Annotated in this window: 19 protein-coding genes; all 19 read right to left on the bottom strand. The window is 65.8% G+C overall.

From position 1 onward, the window contains the following. Window positions 1–4: 4 nt before the first annotated feature. Window positions 5–730 (bottom strand): hypothetical protein, encoded by a 726-nt coding sequence (locus AVMA1855_RS23545; RefSeq protein WP_284427543.1) that lies wholly within the window; start codon window positions 728–730, stop codon window positions 5–7. Between the two features lies 1 nt (window position 731). After that, window positions 732–998 (bottom strand): hypothetical protein, encoded by a 267-nt coding sequence (locus AVMA1855_RS23550; RefSeq protein ID WP_284427544.1) that lies wholly within the window; start codon window positions 996–998, stop codon window positions 732–734. 113 nt (window positions 999–1,111) lie between these two features. Continuing rightward, window positions 1,112–1,996: a DNA cytosine methyltransferase gene (locus tag AVMA1855_RS23555; RefSeq protein WP_284427545.1), complete on the bottom strand. Its 885-nt coding sequence runs from the start codon at window positions 1,994–1,996 to the stop codon at window positions 1,112–1,114. Then, window positions 1,896–2,156, bottom strand: coding sequence for a Com family DNA-binding transcriptional regulator (locus AVMA1855_RS23560; protein ID WP_284427546.1), 261 nt, complete (start codon window positions 2,154–2,156; stop codon window positions 1,896–1,898). The genes AVMA1855_RS23555 and AVMA1855_RS23560 overlap by 101 nt, the downstream gene beginning before the upstream one ends. A 166-nt stretch (window positions 2,157–2,322) precedes the next feature. Beyond that, window positions 2,323–2,715 (bottom strand): hypothetical protein, encoded by a 393-nt coding sequence (locus AVMA1855_RS23565; RefSeq protein ID WP_284427547.1) that lies wholly within the window; start codon window positions 2,713–2,715, stop codon window positions 2,323–2,325. A 6-nt stretch (window positions 2,716–2,721) separates the two neighbouring features. Beyond that, window positions 2,722–4,167 (bottom strand): hypothetical protein, encoded by a 1,446-nt coding sequence (locus AVMA1855_RS23570; protein ID WP_284427548.1) that lies wholly within the window; start codon window positions 4,165–4,167, stop codon window positions 2,722–2,724. After that, window positions 4,164–5,108: a hypothetical protein gene (locus AVMA1855_RS23575; RefSeq protein ID WP_284427549.1), complete on the bottom strand. Its 945-nt coding sequence runs from the start codon at window positions 5,106–5,108 to the stop codon at window positions 4,164–4,166. Before AVMA1855_RS23575 ends, AVMA1855_RS23570 begins: the two co-directional genes overlap by 4 nt. Then, window positions 5,105–10,489 carry a phage tail length tape measure family protein gene (locus AVMA1855_RS23580; RefSeq protein ID WP_284427550.1) on the bottom strand — a complete coding sequence of 1,795 codons (5,385 nt, stop codon included), beginning with the start codon at window positions 10,487–10,489 and terminating at the stop codon, window positions 5,105–5,107. The genes AVMA1855_RS23575 and AVMA1855_RS23580 overlap by 4 nt, the downstream gene beginning before the upstream one ends. A 21-nt stretch (window positions 10,490–10,510) precedes the next feature. Then, on the bottom strand, window positions 10,511–10,804 hold the full coding sequence (locus AVMA1855_RS23585; protein WP_284427551.1) for a DUF1799 domain-containing protein: 294 nt from the start codon (window positions 10,802–10,804) through the stop codon (window positions 10,511–10,513). A 71-nt stretch (window positions 10,805–10,875) separates the two neighbouring features. Next, on the bottom strand, window positions 10,876–11,259 hold the full coding sequence (locus AVMA1855_RS23590) for a hypothetical protein (RefSeq protein ID WP_284427552.1): 384 nt from the start codon (window positions 11,257–11,259) through the stop codon (window positions 10,876–10,878). Window positions 11,260–11,316: 57 nt separating this feature from the next. Next, on the bottom strand, window positions 11,317–12,261 hold the full coding sequence (locus AVMA1855_RS23595; protein WP_284427553.1) for a hypothetical protein: 945 nt from the start codon (window positions 12,259–12,261) through the stop codon (window positions 11,317–11,319). Continuing rightward, a complete protein-coding gene (locus AVMA1855_RS23600) occupies window positions 12,258–12,545 on the bottom strand; it encodes a hypothetical protein (RefSeq protein ID WP_284427554.1) in 288 nt (95 codons plus the stop codon). The genes AVMA1855_RS23595 and AVMA1855_RS23600 overlap by 4 nt, the downstream gene beginning before the upstream one ends. Next, window positions 12,542–12,973: a phage tail terminator protein gene (locus tag AVMA1855_RS23605; RefSeq protein ID WP_284427555.1), complete on the bottom strand. Its 432-nt coding sequence runs from the start codon at window positions 12,971–12,973 to the stop codon at window positions 12,542–12,544. The genes AVMA1855_RS23600 and AVMA1855_RS23605 overlap by 4 nt, the downstream gene beginning before the upstream one ends. Window positions 12,974–12,982: 9 nt before the next feature. Then, the gene (locus AVMA1855_RS23610; protein ID WP_284427556.1) at window positions 12,983–13,519 is read right to left on the bottom strand and encodes a DUF1320 domain-containing protein; all 537 of its coding nucleotides are present in this window, start codon (window positions 13,517–13,519) and stop codon (window positions 12,983–12,985) included. Between the two features lie 121 nt (window positions 13,520–13,640). Further along, window positions 13,641–13,925: an HI1506-related protein gene (locus AVMA1855_RS23615; RefSeq protein WP_284427557.1), complete on the bottom strand. Its 285-nt coding sequence runs from the start codon at window positions 13,923–13,925 to the stop codon at window positions 13,641–13,643. 44 nt (window positions 13,926–13,969) lie between these two features. Further along, window positions 13,970–14,860, bottom strand: coding sequence for a Mu-like prophage major head subunit gpT family protein (locus tag AVMA1855_RS23620; RefSeq protein WP_284427558.1), 891 nt, complete (start codon window positions 14,858–14,860; stop codon window positions 13,970–13,972). A 48-nt stretch (window positions 14,861–14,908) separates the two neighbouring features. After that, window positions 14,909–15,319: a hypothetical protein gene (locus AVMA1855_RS23625; protein ID WP_284427559.1), complete on the bottom strand. Its 411-nt coding sequence runs from the start codon at window positions 15,317–15,319 to the stop codon at window positions 14,909–14,911. Between the two features lie 35 nt (window positions 15,320–15,354). Next, the gene (locus tag AVMA1855_RS23630; RefSeq protein ID WP_284427560.1) at window positions 15,355–16,500 is read right to left on the bottom strand and encodes a phage protease; all 1,146 of its coding nucleotides are present in this window, start codon (window positions 16,498–16,500) and stop codon (window positions 15,355–15,357) included. Window positions 16,501–16,567: 67 nt separating this feature from the next. Beyond that, window positions 16,568–17,415 (bottom strand): DUF2806 domain-containing protein (locus AVMA1855_RS23635; RefSeq protein WP_284427561.1); only part of this gene is annotated, 848 nt, incomplete at its 5' end.

The raw sequence follows: 17,415 nt of genomic DNA on the forward strand, positions 1-17,415 counted from the left end.
TGCATCACAGTCGTATTTGCTCGGCGATGGCGCGCGCTGGCGCACCGTCGGAATCCACGGGCAGGCCATCGACCTCGACCACACGCACGTGGCCGGCCTCAACGTAGGCCACGGCAGCGCGACCACGGCGGTCGGTGATCGCCAGGCCATCAGTGCCTACATGCGTCACTCGCTCCACGCGAAAGGCCGCGCAATGGGCCACAGCAGCCGCGCGATAAGCCTGGGCGACCTGATCCTGCAAGCCCTGCAGGGCCGCCCGCTCAGGCGCCGCTGAGTACGTGTGCACGGGTTGACCGTCGATGGTGGCCACTGCGATGCTGCGGCCGCTATGGACCAGGCCCAGCCTTGCGCCAGCGGCATGCACATAGGGCTCCTGCGCCGTCCAGTCCTGGACGCTGTGGCCCTCGGCAACGGCGCGAGCCGCATCGTCCAAGCGCCGGGCCACCGCCTCCGCAACTGCCAAGCGGGCACGATCCGCCGCAGCCGCACGCATGGCCTTGATGCGGGCATCCAGCACATGGACGGCTGCGCTTCGAGGGGCCATGCCGGCGCTGCGGCGCAGCAAGGCCACCACATCAGCAACAAAGGCCTCGGCCGGCATGGATAACACGGCCTGCATGACGCCGTGTGTGTCTTTTTGGAGTTGCTCGGGGGGCATAGACGCCAGGCGCTCACGCGCTTGGCGGCGAGCCACCTCAATCGCGTTGCGCGCCAGAGAGGTGGTCAGCATGTCAAGCCGCCTGATTGCTGGCCAGGGCACGCTCGGCGGCCTCTTGAGTCGTGTACACCTCCGCAATGTACGGACTGCCCTCTACTTGGATGCCAAATCCAGCGATGTCGCGATGAATCACCTGCGACGTAGTTGCCCAGTAGCTGTCCATTGCAGCGTCAGCGCGGGCTTGGATGTCGTCACCGTCGAGCATGTAGCTGTTGGTACAGTTGCCAGAAGAAACCACGGCGAAGGGGCCGGGAACGATAGTGGCGATGGACTTGGACATTTTTGATCTCCTGCCTGCGTTGTACCTGAGGCGTCGGCGCCAGCTGGTTGCTGGCATGGCTTGAATAATACACCCCTAGGGGTGTATTGCAAGCTTTTTTGCGTAGAGGAAAACTAAAACGCCACCATCAGGTGCTCTGCGATCCATCGGGCCACAGGAACACAGACCGCGTTTCCGGCCGCCCGAACCTCGCGGTGATCGGTCGCATCCAGTCCGAAGGGAAGCCCTGTAGTTTCAGACACTCCGGCCCGCTCAACCATCGCACTCCGTCCGCCTCGGTGACAGACGAGATTCTCGCAACCGATACCGATGAGACTGGCTGCATTTTTGGCCAGGAGACAATTGGCAGGCCATCCATCCGCTGGCCGTGACTCTTGCTGCGGCCCAAGCGTGCCAGGTAGTCCGTCCACTGGTGCGGCATCAGAAAGCAGCCCAGCGGGGGGGTGTCGTCCAAGACCAGCGACCAGGAAAACCCGGCGGCGACGGTGGGCGACTCCGAAATACTGAGCATCAAGCACCCGCCAGCATCCCACATACCCCCGGTCGGCAAGGGCCTGGAGGACGACGCCAAAGTCTTGCCCACCATTGCTAGTGAGCAGGCCAACGACGTTTTCAAGGACCACCCACTGGGGCCGTATTTCCTCGACGATGCGGCAGACCTCCCAGAACAGGCCGGTGCGGTTGCCGGCGAGGCCGGCGCGTGCGCCCATGCTGGACACGTCCTGGCACGGGAATCCGCCGATGAGCACGTCGACGGGGCTGAGGTTGTGGGCGCCGACCTCGCGCACGTCGGCGAACTGCCGGGCGTGAGGGAACCGCAGCGCAAGCACCTCACGCAAGTGCGGCTCGATTTCGACCTGCCAGGCCGTGGTGTATCCCGCTTGTTCAAATCCAAGATCAAACCCTCCTATCCCTGCAAACAGACTGCCCACGAGGGGCGATAGGGCCTTGACGGCCGGTGTGCGGCTGCTGGGTGCAGCCAAGGTGCCTTGCGACATGCATAACGCTTTCGTCGTTGGGCGCTCCCTGGCGCTCGGATGGGGGGCTCGCGGCCCTCAGATGATTCATGGCCCCGCACCGGGGGCACTTGATGGCGAGGACGGTGTATTCGCCCTCGCCGAGTTTGCGGCGGCAGGCGCCGCAGCGGATTTCAATCATTGCAAGCCAGTTTCTACGGTTGAAACATCCGATAGACTCGCCGCACTCCGCGCGGAGTGGCGGGCCTTGTCGGCTTGCAGGCTTGATCTGCAGGTTGGGGCTCTTGCCGGTGTTGACGCACCGGCAGGGGTCGCCCGTCTTTTAGTGTTGCCTCACCTCGCCTCGGTCACAGCGTGGCGGCATGGATGAAAAGGTCATCCAAGTCCAGATTGAGGGCCGCGCCCAGCTGAGCGACAAGGGGGCTGTCCCGGCGCACCGTGGGGCGGTAATCCCATTCGATCCGCGCCCTCGTCCGCGCTGGCTCGTCCATGGCGTTCAGCAGGGCCTCCACGGCGGCCAGCTTGTTGTGCTCGTAGAGCGCCAGGCGGGCCTGGCCCATCGAAACTTCCTCGGGCACCCGCACAACGGGTACGGGCGGCTCGTAGGGTGCGGGTTCGTTGCCCTCGTCACACCAAGCCAGGTAGGCCACGTAATCGCGGTTTTCCGGGTCTGGAGGAATGCAGGCCCCATCGTCCGTGCGGATCACGATGGCGGTGTCGGTGAGTTGGTAGGCGGCCATGGTCAGTCAAAGCTCCGCAGAAATTTCGATGCGAGCATTGCCCGACAGCAGCGCAAGGCAGGCCTTGCTATCGCTTGCCAGCCCGGCACTGGTGCTCGGAAGGATGACGAAAGCGGACTTGACCCCGGCCGAGCTGACGAACGGCCGGGCGGTGCAGGAAGCCGTGCCGCCCCCCAGTTGAAACTGGAATTTGTCCACGTCGCCGGGAAACGTGAGGGTGGGCGCTGCGCGCTTTTCAGGGTAGTTGAGCGGCACCCACACCTGGTTGTTGTTCGGCACCATGCCCGTCGCATACGTGTAGCCGTTCGAGTTGTTGAACTGCTCGTAGTAACGCTTGCACAGGTCGAGTTCCAGGGAGTGAAGCCGGTGCTCGAAGCGGCTGGCCACCGAGCCGCGCTTGAGCTCAAAGCCGGTGATGGCGAAGACGTTACCCACGGTATCGAGGCAATTGACCTGGTTCGGCGAACCCAGGTACAGCGCCTCGCGCCAGGCGCCCGCCTGGGTCTGATAGGTCGCACCCACGCCAAGGCCCCAGCGAACGTACAGCCCCGCCCCGTTGGACGTGTTCCAGCCCCCCGTGGTGGGCAAGCCGCCGAAGACCGTGATGGCTTTGGCTTCCCACGTGTTCGGCGCGTTGACCGTGTACTCGCCCACGAAGGAACGATCGGAGCTGGCATTGAACAAGGCCAGGCAGTGCACGCCGGCTTTCGCCGAGCGCACCATGAACGTGACCGTGAACGTCACGCCGAACAAGTCGGCGATGTTGTAGCCCTCGATCACCTGTTGCAGCCCTGCCGACTTGGCCGCGGTCATGGCAGCGTCGGCCGTCGTGACCGTCACACGGGCATTGCGGCGCAGCCCGGCCTCCGGGCCGTCAATGCCTTGCTCCAGCGTGACGACCGCGGTGGTGGACGAGCCCGTGAACGCCAGCCGGTCCACCGCGTAGGTCCCGGTGGCAACGGTGGCGCCGACGAAGCTGCTGCCGCGTTGCGCATGCGCGCAATTGCCGTTGATGAGCCGGTTGCGCAGGGCCTGCTGCGCGCCGGCCTGGTCGAGCGACAGCCAATTGGCGGACACGCCGGGCACATGGGCCTGCACATCGACAACGGGCACTTTCAGCAGCCAGATTTGCTGGTCGTGCAAGACGCTGGCAGGCGGCGCCAGCGGGCCCGCCAGGTTCGCCCACGCGCCCTTGAAGCCTGCCGTGGCCATGGCGCTCGCGCTGGCTGCTGCTGCGTCCTGGGCCACAGCATCGGTGGCGGCGCGCAAATGGTTGACCTCATCGCGGGCCGTTACTGTCCAGGCGCGGAACGAGGCCAGCCAGTTTCGGAAGCCTGCCAGCCACGCCATGTAGTTGTCGCTCTTGAGGTCAAAAACCTCTTGCCCGTCGTTGCGACGGGAGGGGATATCTGCAGCGACAGCAGGATCGCCCGGGGGCGGGGTCAAAATCATGTGGTGATCTCCAGTCCATTGATGGTGAGGTCGCAGTCCGAAATGCCGTGGGTGACCAGCACTTGCGCGAACCCCATGAGGTATCCGTAGGTCATCAGGGCAGTGACGCCGCGCGCTCCAATCCAGACGATCGGGCGCTTGCGGAACGCCACGACCTGAGCGCGGGTGCGCTCGTACTGGGTGCCCTGCACCAGCACCTGCAGCTTCATCCAATCGGAATAGGCGCCATCGGTGACCATCCAGCCGCCCCAGGCATCGCGCTTTTTCTCGCCGAACTCGTCGAAGCCGATCGACGGCCGCCAGTACGTGTTGCCCAGCCACACGGCACGGCCTGCCACGATCTCGCCGCAGCGCGCGATCGCGCCGGGTGACTTGATGCGAACGATGGTCGTGGCCTGCGTATAGGCTGGGAGTCCAGAAATCAGCAGCCGTTCGTCGCGCTCAATGGGGTTGAAGAAGTACCCCCAGTGCGAATTGCCCGAGGGGCGCAGCATGGAGACGTCCTCCGAGTCGAAGACCTGGCCGTCATTGGCGTCGATCATTACCACCTGGACGGACGTGGCCCGCACCCCGAAAAGCGCAATGTCGGTGATGACCCGGCCGGGCTTGAGCTGCACCTCGATCAGGTCGGCGCGCTCGGTGTACGAGCCCAGCGATGCGTCGAACATGCGCAGGCGCTCTTCCACGCCGATGGCCTGCCAGGCGCCCGCGCTCGTGGTGCCGCTCAATGCCGGCGCGTTGCCGACGTTGTTGTCCTTGAGGCTGCGGTAGATGATGCGGCTCGCGCCATCAATGACCTGCACGCCGCTGGCGTAGCTGGTGGCTGCAGCCCAGACTGGCAAGGTGCTGGCCGCCACGTTGATGACCATGTTTGCCGGGGTGAAAGCGATCGGGGCGATGAACCCCATTCCGCGCGTGTACCCCTTCGGCGTCTCGCTCATGCCGTTACTCCTGTCGTCTCTGTGGTCCGCTGCTTGATGCCGATGGCATCGAGCTTGCGCACGGTGCTGTCCACGCTCTTGATGGACGAAAGCATTTCGCGCTGCAGTGCATAGCTCTGGCTCTGCAGCGATGCGATCGCCGCCACCACGTCCGCGTTGCTGCCGGTGCCCCAGGGCGTGGAAGCGCCTGGATTGAACGGGTTGAACCGCGCCGGCAGGACCAACTCGTCCTTGTGGATGCGAGCCGGCATGTCGTAGGGCACGCGGTTGATGCCCACCTCGAATGCGGGCAGGTTGGAGCCCACCAGCGCCTGCACCTTGGCCCAGTCGGCCTCCCAGTAGCCGCTCAGACGGGACATGTCGCGCAGGGTGGCCCCCTTGGCTTCCATTGCCGCCATCAGGCCTGCCAGGTCCTCTGTTCCGTCAAAGGTGTGGTAGGTCGGGGCCAGGGAGTCCAGGCGGGCAATCAGGGTCTCGTCCGTGATGGGAGACCGGCCGATCCCGGCGGTGCCCAGGTACATGAGATCGAAGTACCGCGCCTGCGCTGCAGGCGTGGTGGTGCCGCCGCTGTTGCCGCTGGTGCCGCCGAAGACGGCCCCACCCGAGTTCGATCCGCTGCTTGGCGCAGTCGCGCCCGGCTTCTCCTTGACGAGCGCGGCCTGGAAATTGCGCACCGCCGTGGCCGTGTCGAGGATGCCGACATACTGCCCGCGCGCAATGTCCAGCGCGTCCTTGCTCGACTTGAGCAACTGGTCCAGGCGATCGGCCTCGGCCTTGCTGGCATTGAGCAGCAGTTCCTCGGTCGATAGCTGCGCCTGGCCGAGGTCGCCCATGGTGTCCAGCTTGTTGGCCAGCATGAGCTGGGCCGCCTCGTAGTCCAGGCGGTTCGTGAAGGCGCGTTCCGTGATGCCGCCCCGCGCCGCGGTGATCGCCTCGGCCAGCTTGCCGCCCTCGTTGACCTGCTGGCCCGAGCGCAGTGCAGCCATGGCCTGGTCGATCGCCAAATTGCCCTCGGCGGCCTGCATGGCGGCGGTGGCCGCGACCTGGCCGCGCAGTTCGCGCGCCTGGTTGCGGGCGAGCTCCACCAGTTCCTTGGCCGATGCGACCCGGGCCTCGCGCAACTCGATCTCGGCTTGCACGGCCTCTTGCGCCGCGCTGATGGACTTCTCCAGCACCGCATAGGCTTTGTCGGTGGCTGCGGCGCGGGCTTCCTCGGCCTGGCGACGTTCTTCCTCGGCCTTGCGCGCGGCTTCCGCCGCGTCTTCGGCCTTGTAGATCTCGATCACCATCGCCGCGAGGGCGGGATTGAGATTGAGCAGTGCGTAGTATTCCTGCAGCCTTCGCAGGTCCAGCGCCTCGCGATCCTTGCCCTGTGCGATGAGCAAGCGTTGCTCCAGGTCGCGGCCCTTGTCCGCGATCTGCGCCTGGCGCTCGGCATTGCGGCGCGCCACCTCTTCGCCGGACACGGTGACGCTGGTGAACGTGCCCTCCAGCGCCAGGAGCATGGCAATGGCCTTGCGGCCGGCCTCGGTGTTCTCATCCTGCGCTTCGATCATGGCGCGCAACTGGGCGCGGGCATCGTCGGCGTTGATGTCCGGCAGTTTGAGGTCCAGCGTGGCGAGCTGCTCGGCCATCATCCGTTGGGCGTTGGCGCGGCGCTCTTCCTCGGAGAAGTAGTTGGCGTAGTAGCTCGACAAGCGGCCCTGCAGCTGCTCGAAGCCACCGCTCAATTCCGCGATGCCCGAAGCCGCATCGAAGCTCATGTCGGCCAGGGACGTGAGGCCCATGGCGTTCACGGCATCCCTGAACGCATTCACCCCCGCGATCTGCGTGTTGATCGCCGTGAGCAACTGGTCGGCGGCCTCGGAGGTCAGGCCCTCGGCATTCACGCCCTTGACCATCTTCTGGATCACCTCGGGACCATCCGTGACTTTCTGGATCGCCTGGATCGCCGACTGCTTGAGGTCGAGCGAGAAATTCTCGATGGCGGTCTTGTAGTCTGGGCTGCGCGTGGAGAACAACTCGTAGAGCGTGCCCGCGTAGTTGTCGCCTTCGCCGCTTTCGCCGAAGGTGGCGCCATTGCTGAGCTTGCCGCCCACATAGTTGCCGCCCCTGTCCTTGGTGCTGGTCTCGAAGCCGCCGAAGAAGTCCGTCAGGCGCACGGCGCTGCCGATGCCCTTGAGCATCTCATTGATGCCCTTGGCGGTACCGGAGATGGCCTGGCGGATCGTGTCCTCGTCGTTGACCTTATCGCCCTCCAGGCGGTAGGCCTCGCCGTCCGTCAGCCCGATGCGCTGCCCACCAGAAAAATCGCGGTCGTATTGCTGCCCGACATACGTGTACGACTGGCCGCGGCGGTTGTTGGTGACGGAGCCATCGAACGCCACACCGAACTGACCCCCGGTCCGCGTCTCGCCTTTAAACGAGCTGGCCAGGCCGGCCAGGGCCGCGATGCCCCCCAGCGCCCAGCCCCAGCCAGGCACCGAGGCCAGCATGTTGCCGACGCCCATCATTCCGCCCGCACCGGCCGTCGTGGGGCCTGCCAGGCCTGCAGCGAGGGAAGCGCCCTGGTAGCCGGCCATCAACTGGGTGGCGCCGGAGCCCAACGACACGAGCGAGCCGGCATTGCTCAGCAATCCCCCGGCACTACCGCCCGAGCCCGAGCCCAAGCCCAAGCTGTTCAGCGCACCGCCCACGATGCCGTTGATGACCAGCGAGACCGGCTGCATGATGGCGCTGATGACGGGGCGCAGCACCAGCGTATCGAACATGTTCTTGATGGTGTCGCGCAGGTTCCGGAAGAACCCCTTGCCCGCCTCCGCACCACGCATAAGGGCATCGGTGAGGCTTCGATTGATCTCGTCCGAACCTTTCGCCCAATCGGCCTGGATGATCTTGGCGGAGGTGGCTTCGCTCTCGATGCGCTTGCTTCTCTCCAGTTCTGCTCGCTGTGCAGCCTTGCTTTCCTCTGTTGCATCGGATCGATTGACCTCCGCGATCGCCTTTGCGTATTTGAGTTCGATCTGACGCTGCGCCACGATCTTCTCGCGCTCCAGTGCCGTCATGCCCGAAAGGGCCAACTCGTCCGCATAGACCTTCGCGAGTTCCTCGGCTGAGCGCACCATTTCGTTGACACGCGCCATGCCGGCCTTGCCATCGGCTTCCTGCAATGCCTCCACGTAACGCTTTTGTGCCTCGGTCTTGCGTTGCAGCGTCGCGATGTACTTCGGGTCAAAACTGTTGGAAGACTGCGCTTCTGTCAGTTGGTGCTGAAGCGTTGCAAGCGTCAGCGCCTCAATAGCGGTGCGCCCCTTTCCAAACGCTGCGTTGGCCGCTTCTTGCTGCGCCGCTCTTTCGTCAAGCGAGCGCGCAGACTGTTCGGTGGCGTCGATCAACTTCTGGTGGGCGACGACAGCCTCCCGCAAGCCATGATTGGTGCGCAACTGAACTGCTAGCGCATCCGCCGTCGCCTGCATCTCCTTGAGCTTGGCAATGGTCTTGGCATCGGTCGCCAGCTTGATCTGCTCGGCCAGGCGCAGGGATTCGCGCTCGCCGGCATTGAGCTCGTCGGCCTGGGCGCCGTTGGTCACCAGCTGCTGGTAATAGGCCCGTGCCGCGTCCAGCTGCGCATTGAGCGCGGCCACCTGTCCATCGGTCGCCGAAATCCCGCCCGTGGCCTTGGGGTCCTTGTACTTCTCGCGGATGGCCGCCAGCCGCTCGCGCAGGCCGGCCTCGGTGATGAGGCCCGCGGTGAGCAGCTGCTGCCCCTCCGCCTCGGCCTTGCGAATCTCCTCGTCCCGCTTGGCCGCCTTGCTGCGGAAAGCGTCGCCCTGCTTGTCCCAGTCGAAGTACAGCCGCTCGTTCGCGGCGCGCTGGGCCTCGGCTTCGGCCCCGCGTTTTTGCATGCGCTCCTGCTCCTGCAGGAGGCCGATTTCCTCGCGCAAGCGCGCGTTGCCCTTCTCCCAGTTGGCGCGCACGCCCTCGTTCAACGGGCCGCGCTGCATGCGGTCGGCCAGGTCCGCGCGCTTGCTCTCCAGCTGGGACAGCATCGTGTCGTCGCGGCCGATGCCGAGCATCTTGTCCCACGCCCACTTGGCCGAGTCGCCCAGGCCGCGCCAGGCGCGTTCCAGATAGCCCAGCCGGCCCTGCATGGTGTCGGCCACGCGGGCCATGGCCTGGTCGTAGGCCTGCTGCGCGACCGCCGCCGCCTCGGTCACCCGGCCTTGCTCCTGCAGGGCCTTGATCTGGTCGTACACCGCCTTGGTCAGGTAGTTGTGGCGCTCGTTGAGCTTGAGGGACGCCTCCACGGGCTTTTCGCCGAGCTCGACGAACGCCTTCACGGTGTCCTTCACGGCCACGCCCACGTCGCGCTCCATGCGGATCGTGGTTTCTGCGAAGCGCTGCAGGTCCGAGCCGGCCACCTTGCCCGACTCGCCCAGTTCTGCGATCACGCGGGAGGCTTCCCGCTGTGTGCCCACGGAATCGGAAACGGCCTTGGCGGCCTGCTGCATCTGCGCGGCGGTGGTGCCGGCCGCATTGCCGGACAACGCGATCGAGCGTGTGTAGCCGTCCGCCTCTCCCTTGCCGCTCAGGTACGCGAAGGTCAGCACGGCGACCGCGCCCGCCGTGAGGGTGAACGGGTTGACCATGCTCAGCACCACCGAGCCCAGTGCCCGGGCGGCCGGCACGATGCCGCCGAACATGTCGCGCAGCTGCCCGCCCTGCTGCATCAAGACAGTGATCGGCGACATGCCGCCCTGCAGGGAGACCACGATATCCGTGATCTGCGCCGGCACGCCGCGCAGGGCCGCCGCGGTGGCGCGTGCGGACATGCCCAGCTGCTGGGTCTTGGCCTCGGCCATGCCCGTGGCCGCGCCCACGTTTTGCATGGCCGAACCGAGGGACTGCGCCGCCGGAATGGTGGACTTGAGCGCGGCGGCGGTCTGGTTGGATGCTGTCTGCGCGGCCTGGCCCAGCGTGCCGACCTGTGCGGCGGCGGCTTGCACCGCGGCGCCCGTGCTGGTGGACGCGGCCCCCACCTGGGCCACGGACGCCTGGGCCACCTTGCCAGCCTGCGCGGCCTGGCCCAGGGCAGAGGTGGCTTTGTCCCCCACGCTCTGCAGGGCGGTGCCCACGGCCTGCGCAGAGGGCACGGTGGCCTGCAGCGCTTGCGCCGCCTGGCCGGCCGCTGCCGAGGTGACCTGGCCGAGGGTGCCGGCCTCCTTGGCCGCAGACTGCACCGCGGTGGCGGCGGTGGTCGAGCTCGACGCGACCTGCGCTGCGAACTCCTGTGCGGTCTGCCCGGCGCCCTTGAACTCGGCGGTGTACTGCTGCGCATTCGCGCGCAGTTCCACCGATACCGCGAATTCGTTTTGTGCCATGGGTGCCGTCTTCTTTCCTGGTTACCGCTTGTTGAGCCACTTGCGGGCTTCGTCTTCCATCACCCGCACCATCCAAAACACCTCGGCGCGGCGCTTCTGCGGCGTGCCCAGCATCTGCATGGCGGCCTGCAGCGAGCCGTAGTCGATGCCCTCGTAGTGCACTGCGCCCCAGGTGGCGACGATCCGCCAGTTGGTCCGCACGGCGCCGAACACTTCCCACGCCCGCCACTCCCTGGGCGAGAGTTCGACCACCTCGTCCGACTCGGGGGCCACGCCGCCCTCAGCGTTGGCCTGCCTGGCCTGCTCGGGGTCCACGCCGAGTCGCGCCCACTGGGCCCGCAGATCGGCGTCCTCCGCTTCATCTGCAGGCGCTTGTGCGCCGTCGCTCAGGCAGTGGTTGCGGACGGCGCGGCGGAGTTTTTTTCGATCTCGGCCGCCTCCCGCGACTTGCGCCCGGCATCGAAGAAGGCCTGCACCAAGGCGACCTCGAACCCGTCCCAGTCCTCCACCAGATCGGCGCGCGTGGCTTCGGTGTAGGGCACCGCCTGACCCCGCACGTCCTTGAGTTCCCAGTCCGTCAGCACCCGGTCGAGGAACACCTTGTCGTCGATTTCCTTTTTGGTCAGCTGGTCTTCCAGGGTCTGCCGCTCGGAGCGTTTGAGGCGTTTGAAGCGCACCCGGAAATCGACGTGGCAGGGCTTGGCGTCATCACCGACGAGGGTGTAGCGGGCAGGCGCCCAGTAAGCGGCGGAGGCGAGCACGATGGTCATGGATTGAGACTTTCTTGAAACGAGATTGCAGGGATGGAAACGAAGGGCGCGCGGGCTTTAGGTCGTGATCGACCATTCGTCGTTGCCGACGTTGGAGGGGATGCCGCGGAAGGGGACCGTGATCATCTGGATGCCGTCCTGGTCGGCGAAGGTGGGCTTGCCCACCTGGGCGCGTGGAACAGAGAGGGACACCGTGTTGGTCGCCGCCTGGCCGTGCTTGATGAGCAGCGGCACCTTCTCGCCCTTGCGTGCGAGTTCGATCCAGTTCTTTTCCGCAACAGTGGTGTTGCGGAACGTGATCGAGCCCGTGGCGTTGCGCCCGGTGATCTCGGTGCTGTCCACGTTCATCAAGTCCTGCTTGACGACTTGGCAGCCAAAGTCGAACTGGAACGAGCTGGCGGCCACGGCGATGCCTGCGAACATGGCGGTGGTGTTGGCCTTGTTCACGCCCAGCGGTCGCTGGAACCCCGTGAAGACCGTTGCGGGCATGGCGCCAAGGTCTTCCACTGGAACGAACGATCCGGTGAACTCGAACTGCCACTTCGGGATTTGCTTTGCATCCACCGTGGCCTTGCAGTTGCCCCGCGAGCCGGCCATCTTGTAGAGGGTCTTGTCGATCACGGCGTAGATCGAGACACTCTCGATGCCATCGGTGACCGGATCGAAAACCGTCTTGGCGTCGGCATCCGGCGCGGGCGTGTTGGCGACGCGCGCAGCGCACCCCCGCATGAGCGGGGCCCATCCGGGAATGTCGCCCTTGGCGGCCACGCCGGCAAAGCCCACGCTGAACGCGATCTTGCGGTACTCGGTCACCAGCGTGGATTCGGAGGCGCCGAAGTACGGGCGCACGATGCCTTGTTCCACCTCGTCGCCTTCGATCGGTGTCAGCGTCACGTCGCTGACCTCGATGGCATTGGCAGCGACGGGCACCACGAAGGTGCCGACGATTTGCTCGACGGCCACGAGGATGGCCAGCTTTCGCATGAATTTGGGATCGCTCATGGCTGCGGCTCCTTTTGGGTTTCAGGGAATGGCGTGGTCTGGGTGCGCTCCACGAGCTGGCGCCGACCCGCAATCACGGTGTAGAGGCCGCCATGGCCGTGGAAGTCATCGGGGCCCGGCGCGGGCGGCGGCGCCTCGGGGCTGGCGCCGGCCGGCGTGGGCTGAACCACGGCCAGGCTGTTGCCGGCATCTCCGCTGGCGGCCGGGGCCGGCGCGGTCGATGGCGTGCCGCTGTCGGCTCCGGGGCCCGAAGGGGTTGGGTCTTTGGCATTGGGTTTGCTCATGGGTTGCTCCTGAAATAGCCCTTGAAAGAAAACTCGTCGCTCCACCACATCTGGCCGTCGCCCTCGAACTGGGCGATCTTGCCGCCCAGGAAGAACACCGGCTCGCCGGTTGCTTCCTCGGGCACCCAGCCGATGAGCGCGCGCTTGACGCGATCGCGCAGCGCGGCCAGGTCGATGACGCCCGGCCCGCCCGATGCGTTCAGCGTCTGCACCACCATGAGCACGCCCACCAGGCGGTGCTCCCACTGGTCGGTCGGGCCCGTGTGGTCCAGCGGCTCGCCGCGCTCGGACAGCGGCAGGACATAGACCGCGGGGGCGGCACGGTTGCCGCGCATGGCGGCATCCAGTCCGGCCGCGGCGTCGATATCGCGCAGCGGCAGGCCCAACAGCTGCTCGCGCAGGCGGGTGACGAAGGGGGAAACGTCCATGGCGGGCGATCAGCGGAAGGCGCGCAACTGGTCGCGCCCGAACACCGTGGGCGCGCCATCGAAGCGCACGTCCGTGCCGTGGGTGGCGGTGCTGGCGGCGGGGTCGTCCGCGCCCAGGCTGAACTTGCCCTGCGCGAGCAGGCCGAGCAGCTTGAGCGCATCGCGGTAGTCGCGCGCCACCGGGTCCTTGGACTCGTCGGTCATGCGGCTCTGGTTGAGCAGGTAGCGCGTGATCGCACGCGACCAGCCGGTGACCACACGCTTGCCGCTGCTGGAGGCCGGTAGCTGCAGGGGCAGTTCGTAACCACGCTGCACCAGGTAGCCGTCGATCAGCGCATCGGCCTCCGCGATCGCGTCGAGGATGCGAGCCTTGGCGGCGTCCGCGATGGCGCTTTGCTCGGGCGTCCAGGCGCTGCGGTCGGCGCCGTTCAAGGTGGCCTCCATGAGCGCATCGTCGCGCCCGGCCTGGAGCGCGTTGCTGGCGACCTGGGCGAGTTCCCGCGCGCCGGGGCGCTGGGCGAGTTCCGCAAGGGTGATGTAGCTCATGGTGAGGGGTGAAAAGGTGTCGATGTGCCGGGGGCTATGCCCTCTTGCCGCCCGCGTATCCAGCCCCCGGCCGAGAGGTTGGCGGTGGGCCCGAAGCCCGTGGCGCTCTTCGCTGCAGGTGTCAGGTTTGAGGAGGCTCGGAGGTTTCGCCCGCTGCATCGGCTGGCAGGTCCACCATGTAGGTGACCAACATCGGCTCGCGGATGAGCAGCAGGTATTGCTCGCCCTTGAGGTCTTTCATCGGGATCGTGGTTTCGCCGTCCGGAAAGGCGTAGCCGGCGCGGCGAAAGCCGGCGCGCTTGGGTACGACGACGAGGGCCTTCCTCTCGAATTCCTCGCGGGTCGAGGGCATGGCCGCTTGCTGCGGGGCGGCGGGTTGACTGGTGGGTTTCTTGGCGGTGGCCATGGAAGGTGCTCCGGTAGTTGGGGGCGTGTCAGGGCGTCAGGGCGTCAGATCAGCCAGGGGCAGACCACGACCTTGGACAGGTTGCGCATCACGTTCGTGGCGCCGTTCGCCAGGCGTTCGGCTGTCACCACTTCCAGCGCGGCCTGCTCCAGACTCGGGGGCACCCACAGTTCCTGGCTGCGGATCACGAGCGGCTTGCCGTTGTCGCCGACGATGCTTTGGTGCGATGCGCGGGCGTCCGCGTAGGAGTCCACGTTGAGCGCCTCGCGGCTGGAATAGGCCAGTTGCCACAGCCCGAAACCCACGTTGCCGCGCCCGTCCGCACCCCAGATGAACTGGTTCTGCGAGAACACGTTGTCGTCAGTGAGGCTGGTCTTGGGGGTGATCTGGTACTCGCGGCGCTTTTGGTAGATCACCGGCTTGAGCACCTTGGAGGTGTCCAGCAGGAACCAGGGCGTGCCGCTGCCGCCCTGGAAGTTGCTGACGCTGACTTGCGCGCCTGGCGCGCCCACGGGGTGGTCAGTGTCGAAGAAGTACTGCCCGTCATAGCAAGGCGTGGCGAAGCCGGCCTTGAGCAGCCCGAACACCATTTCATCGGGGTGCAATGCTGCGTCCTGCCCCAGCTGCTCGATCACGGGGGAATACACGCCGTACTGGTCGTCCTCGATCTCGTCGCGGCTCACCTGGACGGTGTTTTCCCAGGTCTTGTTTTTCACGGCGTAGTCGTGCTGCACCAGGTTCTGGTACTGCCGCTCGCCGATCCATTCGCGGAACTTGGTGATCTTGCCGAGCCAGCCATACTTTTGCTCGCTGGTGGTGCTGGGCACGAGCGTGGCGCACTGCGACCACATGGGCGCCGCGCTGGCGAGGCCGCCGCGGAAGGCGGCGGAGAACGCCTGGTTGAGGATGGCCAGGTTGGATTGATTGACGATCATGGGTCTTGAACTCCGGGGTGAAGGGGTGGGCGGCGCCTGGTCGGCCGATCAGCGGAAATCGACCCAGACGCCATCGGCGTCCACGTCGAACACCTTGCCGGCGCGGCTGCGGGTGTTGCCGCCATTGGTCTTGGCGACTGTCTGGTCGTCCACGATGAAGCAGTCCCCGCCGAGGTCGGCCAGGGTGATGGCGTCGGCGGCGGCGCTGTTGGCAAAGCGCGCGGGCCGCTTGTCCACCCGCACGCGGATTGCGCCGGCCGTGCCGAGGGTGTTGTCGGCGAAGGTCAGTGCCGAGCCCGCAACCTTGAGCGTGGCGGAGGTGCTGCCAGGGACGGCCAGGCCGGCCGCGTTGATCGCGACGAGCGCGCCGGTGAAGATGCGCGTGTTGGCTGCGACGGGCGGCTCGATGAGGGTCCCGTCGCGGCGCAGGGTGTTGCGGTCTTGGGTGAGTGCTGCCATGGTGATTCCCGAAGTGGTAAGGGGTGGGGCCCGGATCAGGCGGCGGCTACGGCGGCGCCGGCCTTGTACTGCTCGGGCGTCAGGCCCATCGCGGTACAGATGGCCAGCTCGTCCTTGGACAGTTGCGCATCGCCCTTGGCGGTGCCCGAGGGCGGCAGGCCACCGGTCTGGGTGGAGGTCAAGGCCGCAATGGGCTGCGCGGTGCCCAGGTAGCTCGTGAGGGCGGCCAGGTTGGATTTGCCCAGGTCGCGCGCCCACGCTTCCTGCGCGGGCAGCAGGCGACCATCGGCCAGCGCGGGCGCAATGGCGTCGTCGATATCGGCTTGCGCCTGGCGGGCCGTGAGCGCGGCCAGGTTGGTCTGCAGCTCGGTCACGACAGCGATCGGTACGTACTTGGCGGGGTCAGGCACTGCTGCCGTGCTGGCCGTGCGCAGGCCGGTGCAGGCAGCAGTGACTGCATCGGCCGTGGCATCTGCAGGCAGGCTCAGGGCCGTGCAAGCGGCGGTGGCCACGCTGGCGCGGGCCTGCAGTGGCTGCAGCGGGCCGAGGGCCGTTAGAGCGGCCGTAGCGGCCGCCTCGGTGGTGTTCTCGGGCAGGCCGAGGGCGGCCAGCAAGGCCTTGAGCAATGGGTTCACGTGGGTCTCCGGATCAGAGGGCAGGAAAGCAGCCGTGGCGGCCGCGACGAGGGAAAGCGGGGACATGCCGGCAATGCCGGGGTCATTGGTGAGCGCACCCATCAGCACTTCGAGCACGGTGCCGTCGGTCTTCGAGTAGGAAAAAACGGGGCTGAAGTAGAGGTACTCCTTCCCGTCAATGGCGGCAGCAGCGCGCGCCGTCATCTCGACAATGCCGAACAGGCCTTCGCCCTCGACCCATTCCAGCGAGCGCGGCCAGCCAGCAGCCGGAGCGGGCTGGCCGTTCTTTTCCTTGTGGAGGGTCTGGTGCTCGTAATCGACGACGAGCGGCTTCTGCCGGGCGTTGAACCGCTGGATGACGGCTGCGGCACTGGCCGCGTCGATGCGCCAGGCGGGTACGTCCTCGGGGCGCACGTCGCCCGAACGAAATTCGCCCGCGGGGAAGTACTGGACCCGGCGCAGCAGCCCATCGCCCGCCGCCGCCTGCACGGCGAAGGTGCAGGCGGCGATGGCTACGGCGCTACGTTGGGTGTTCGGGGAAGGCATGCCGCCATGGTCGGCGGCGGCGGGCGCGGCGTCTTGTGGACGCGGCCACTATCTCGTAGTCAGAGATCTAGGGAACGATCCCTAAGTCAAACCCGTGCTGTTGGAAGTACTTTTCCATCGCTTCCGTGTACTCCGGAAAAGGAACCTGAGTGACGATCGAAAAAAGCTCAACAGCTGCTCTGGTCAATGCGACACCGGGAAAACGAACTTCTGTTCCAACCCTTTCCGGTCGTGGCAGCAGGACATGCCTAACGCCCTGATGTTCTATACAAGCATGGATCGTATTACCGCTGGGAACGCAACCCCGATAATCAACACCCGAGTTGTAGTCGGAAATAATCAATCCGTATTCCTCTAACAAGGTCAGCTTGTTAAAGGCCAAGCCATACTTGGCTAAATCGTTTTGCCCGGCACTTCCACCCAAGGTGAGAACACGAACGTCAAGCGTTTCGCTGGGAGTTTTGAGAGCTACAGCCATTGAACATAGCCGCAGAAACAACTCAGCGGCGTCATTGTCCAGTTGGGCCATGAGAGTGATGGTGCGCACCGAAAATGACTTTGGCTTGCGTATCTCTCCGGCAAGGATTTTGCCGAATAGGTTCTGCATCTTTTCGGTACTCATCTTTGCGGCCAAAGATTCAAACTCATTGAGCCAGTCATCGCTGATTTCATCAACGACTTGCGAAGAGGTTCCTGAATCAATTGTAGGAACTGCAAGCTCTTGAACAGCTACCTCAAATGCCTTTTCAACGTTTCGCCTTTGGCCAATCATCTTTAATGCAGCTTTGTGGGAGCCTCTCACAACCCCATGTTTGACGAATCCGAACAGGAATGAGTGGGCGCCAGCAGCCGTTTGAGCGTGATGAGGCCCAGCAGCGGTCTGCGCCTGGGTGCATGAGGGGCCTTGCAGGCCCG

This window comes from Acidovorax sp. SUPP1855 (assembly GCF_030158955.1).
Classification (GTDB): Bacteria; Pseudomonadota; Gammaproteobacteria; order Burkholderiales; family Burkholderiaceae_C; genus Paracidovorax.

Coding starts and splice junctions, on each gene's coding strand:
- AVMA1855_RS23600 (WP_284427554.1), bottom strand. CDS start 12,545: ATGAGCAAACCCAATGCCAAAGACCCAACCCCTTCGGGCCCCGGAGCC.
- AVMA1855_RS23580 (WP_284427550.1), bottom strand. CDS start 10,489: ATGGCACAAAACGAATTCGCGGTATCGGTGGAACTGCGCGCGAATGCG.
- AVMA1855_RS23575 (WP_284427549.1), bottom strand. CDS start 5,108: ATGAGCGAGACGCCGAAGGGGTACACGCGCGGAATGGGGTTCATCGCC.
- AVMA1855_RS23615 (WP_284427557.1), bottom strand. CDS start 13,925: ATGGCCACCGCCAAGAAACCCACCAGTCAACCCGCCGCCCCGCAGCAA.
- AVMA1855_RS23570 (WP_284427548.1), bottom strand. CDS start 4,167: ATGATTTTGACCCCGCCCCCGGGCGATCCTGCTGTCGCTGCAGATATC.
- AVMA1855_RS23550 (WP_284427544.1), bottom strand. CDS start 998: ATGTCCAAGTCCATCGCCACTATCGTTCCCGGCCCCTTCGCCGTGGTT.
- AVMA1855_RS23625 (WP_284427559.1), bottom strand. CDS start 15,319: ATGGCAGCACTCACCCAAGACCGCAACACCCTGCGCCGCGACGGGACC.
- AVMA1855_RS23610 (WP_284427556.1), bottom strand. CDS start 13,519: ATGAGCTACATCACCCTTGCGGAACTCGCCCAGCGCCCCGGCGCGCGG.
- AVMA1855_RS23590 (WP_284427552.1), bottom strand. CDS start 11,259: ATGACCATCGTGCTCGCCTCCGCCGCTTACTGGGCGCCTGCCCGCTAC.
- AVMA1855_RS23605 (WP_284427555.1), bottom strand. CDS start 12,973: ATGGACGTTTCCCCCTTCGTCACCCGCCTGCGCGAGCAGCTGTTGGGC.
- AVMA1855_RS23620 (WP_284427558.1), bottom strand. CDS start 14,860: ATGATCGTCAATCAATCCAACCTGGCCATCCTCAACCAGGCGTTCTCC.
- AVMA1855_RS23630 (WP_284427560.1), bottom strand. CDS start 16,500: ATGCCTTCCCCGAACACCCAACGTAGCGCCGTAGCCATCGCCGCCTGC.
- AVMA1855_RS23555 (WP_284427545.1), bottom strand. CDS start 1,996: ATGTCGCAAGGCACCTTGGCTGCACCCAGCAGCCGCACACCGGCCGTC.
- AVMA1855_RS23560 (WP_284427546.1), bottom strand. CDS start 2,156: ATGATTGAAATCCGCTGCGGCGCCTGCCGCCGCAAACTCGGCGAGGGC.
- AVMA1855_RS23595 (WP_284427553.1), bottom strand. CDS start 12,261: ATGAGCGATCCCAAATTCATGCGAAAGCTGGCCATCCTCGTGGCCGTC.
- AVMA1855_RS23545 (WP_284427543.1), bottom strand. CDS start 730: ATGCTGACCACCTCTCTGGCGCGCAACGCGATTGAGGTGGCTCGCCGC.
- AVMA1855_RS23565 (WP_284427547.1), bottom strand. CDS start 2,715: ATGGCCGCCTACCAACTCACCGACACCGCCATCGTGATCCGCACGGAC.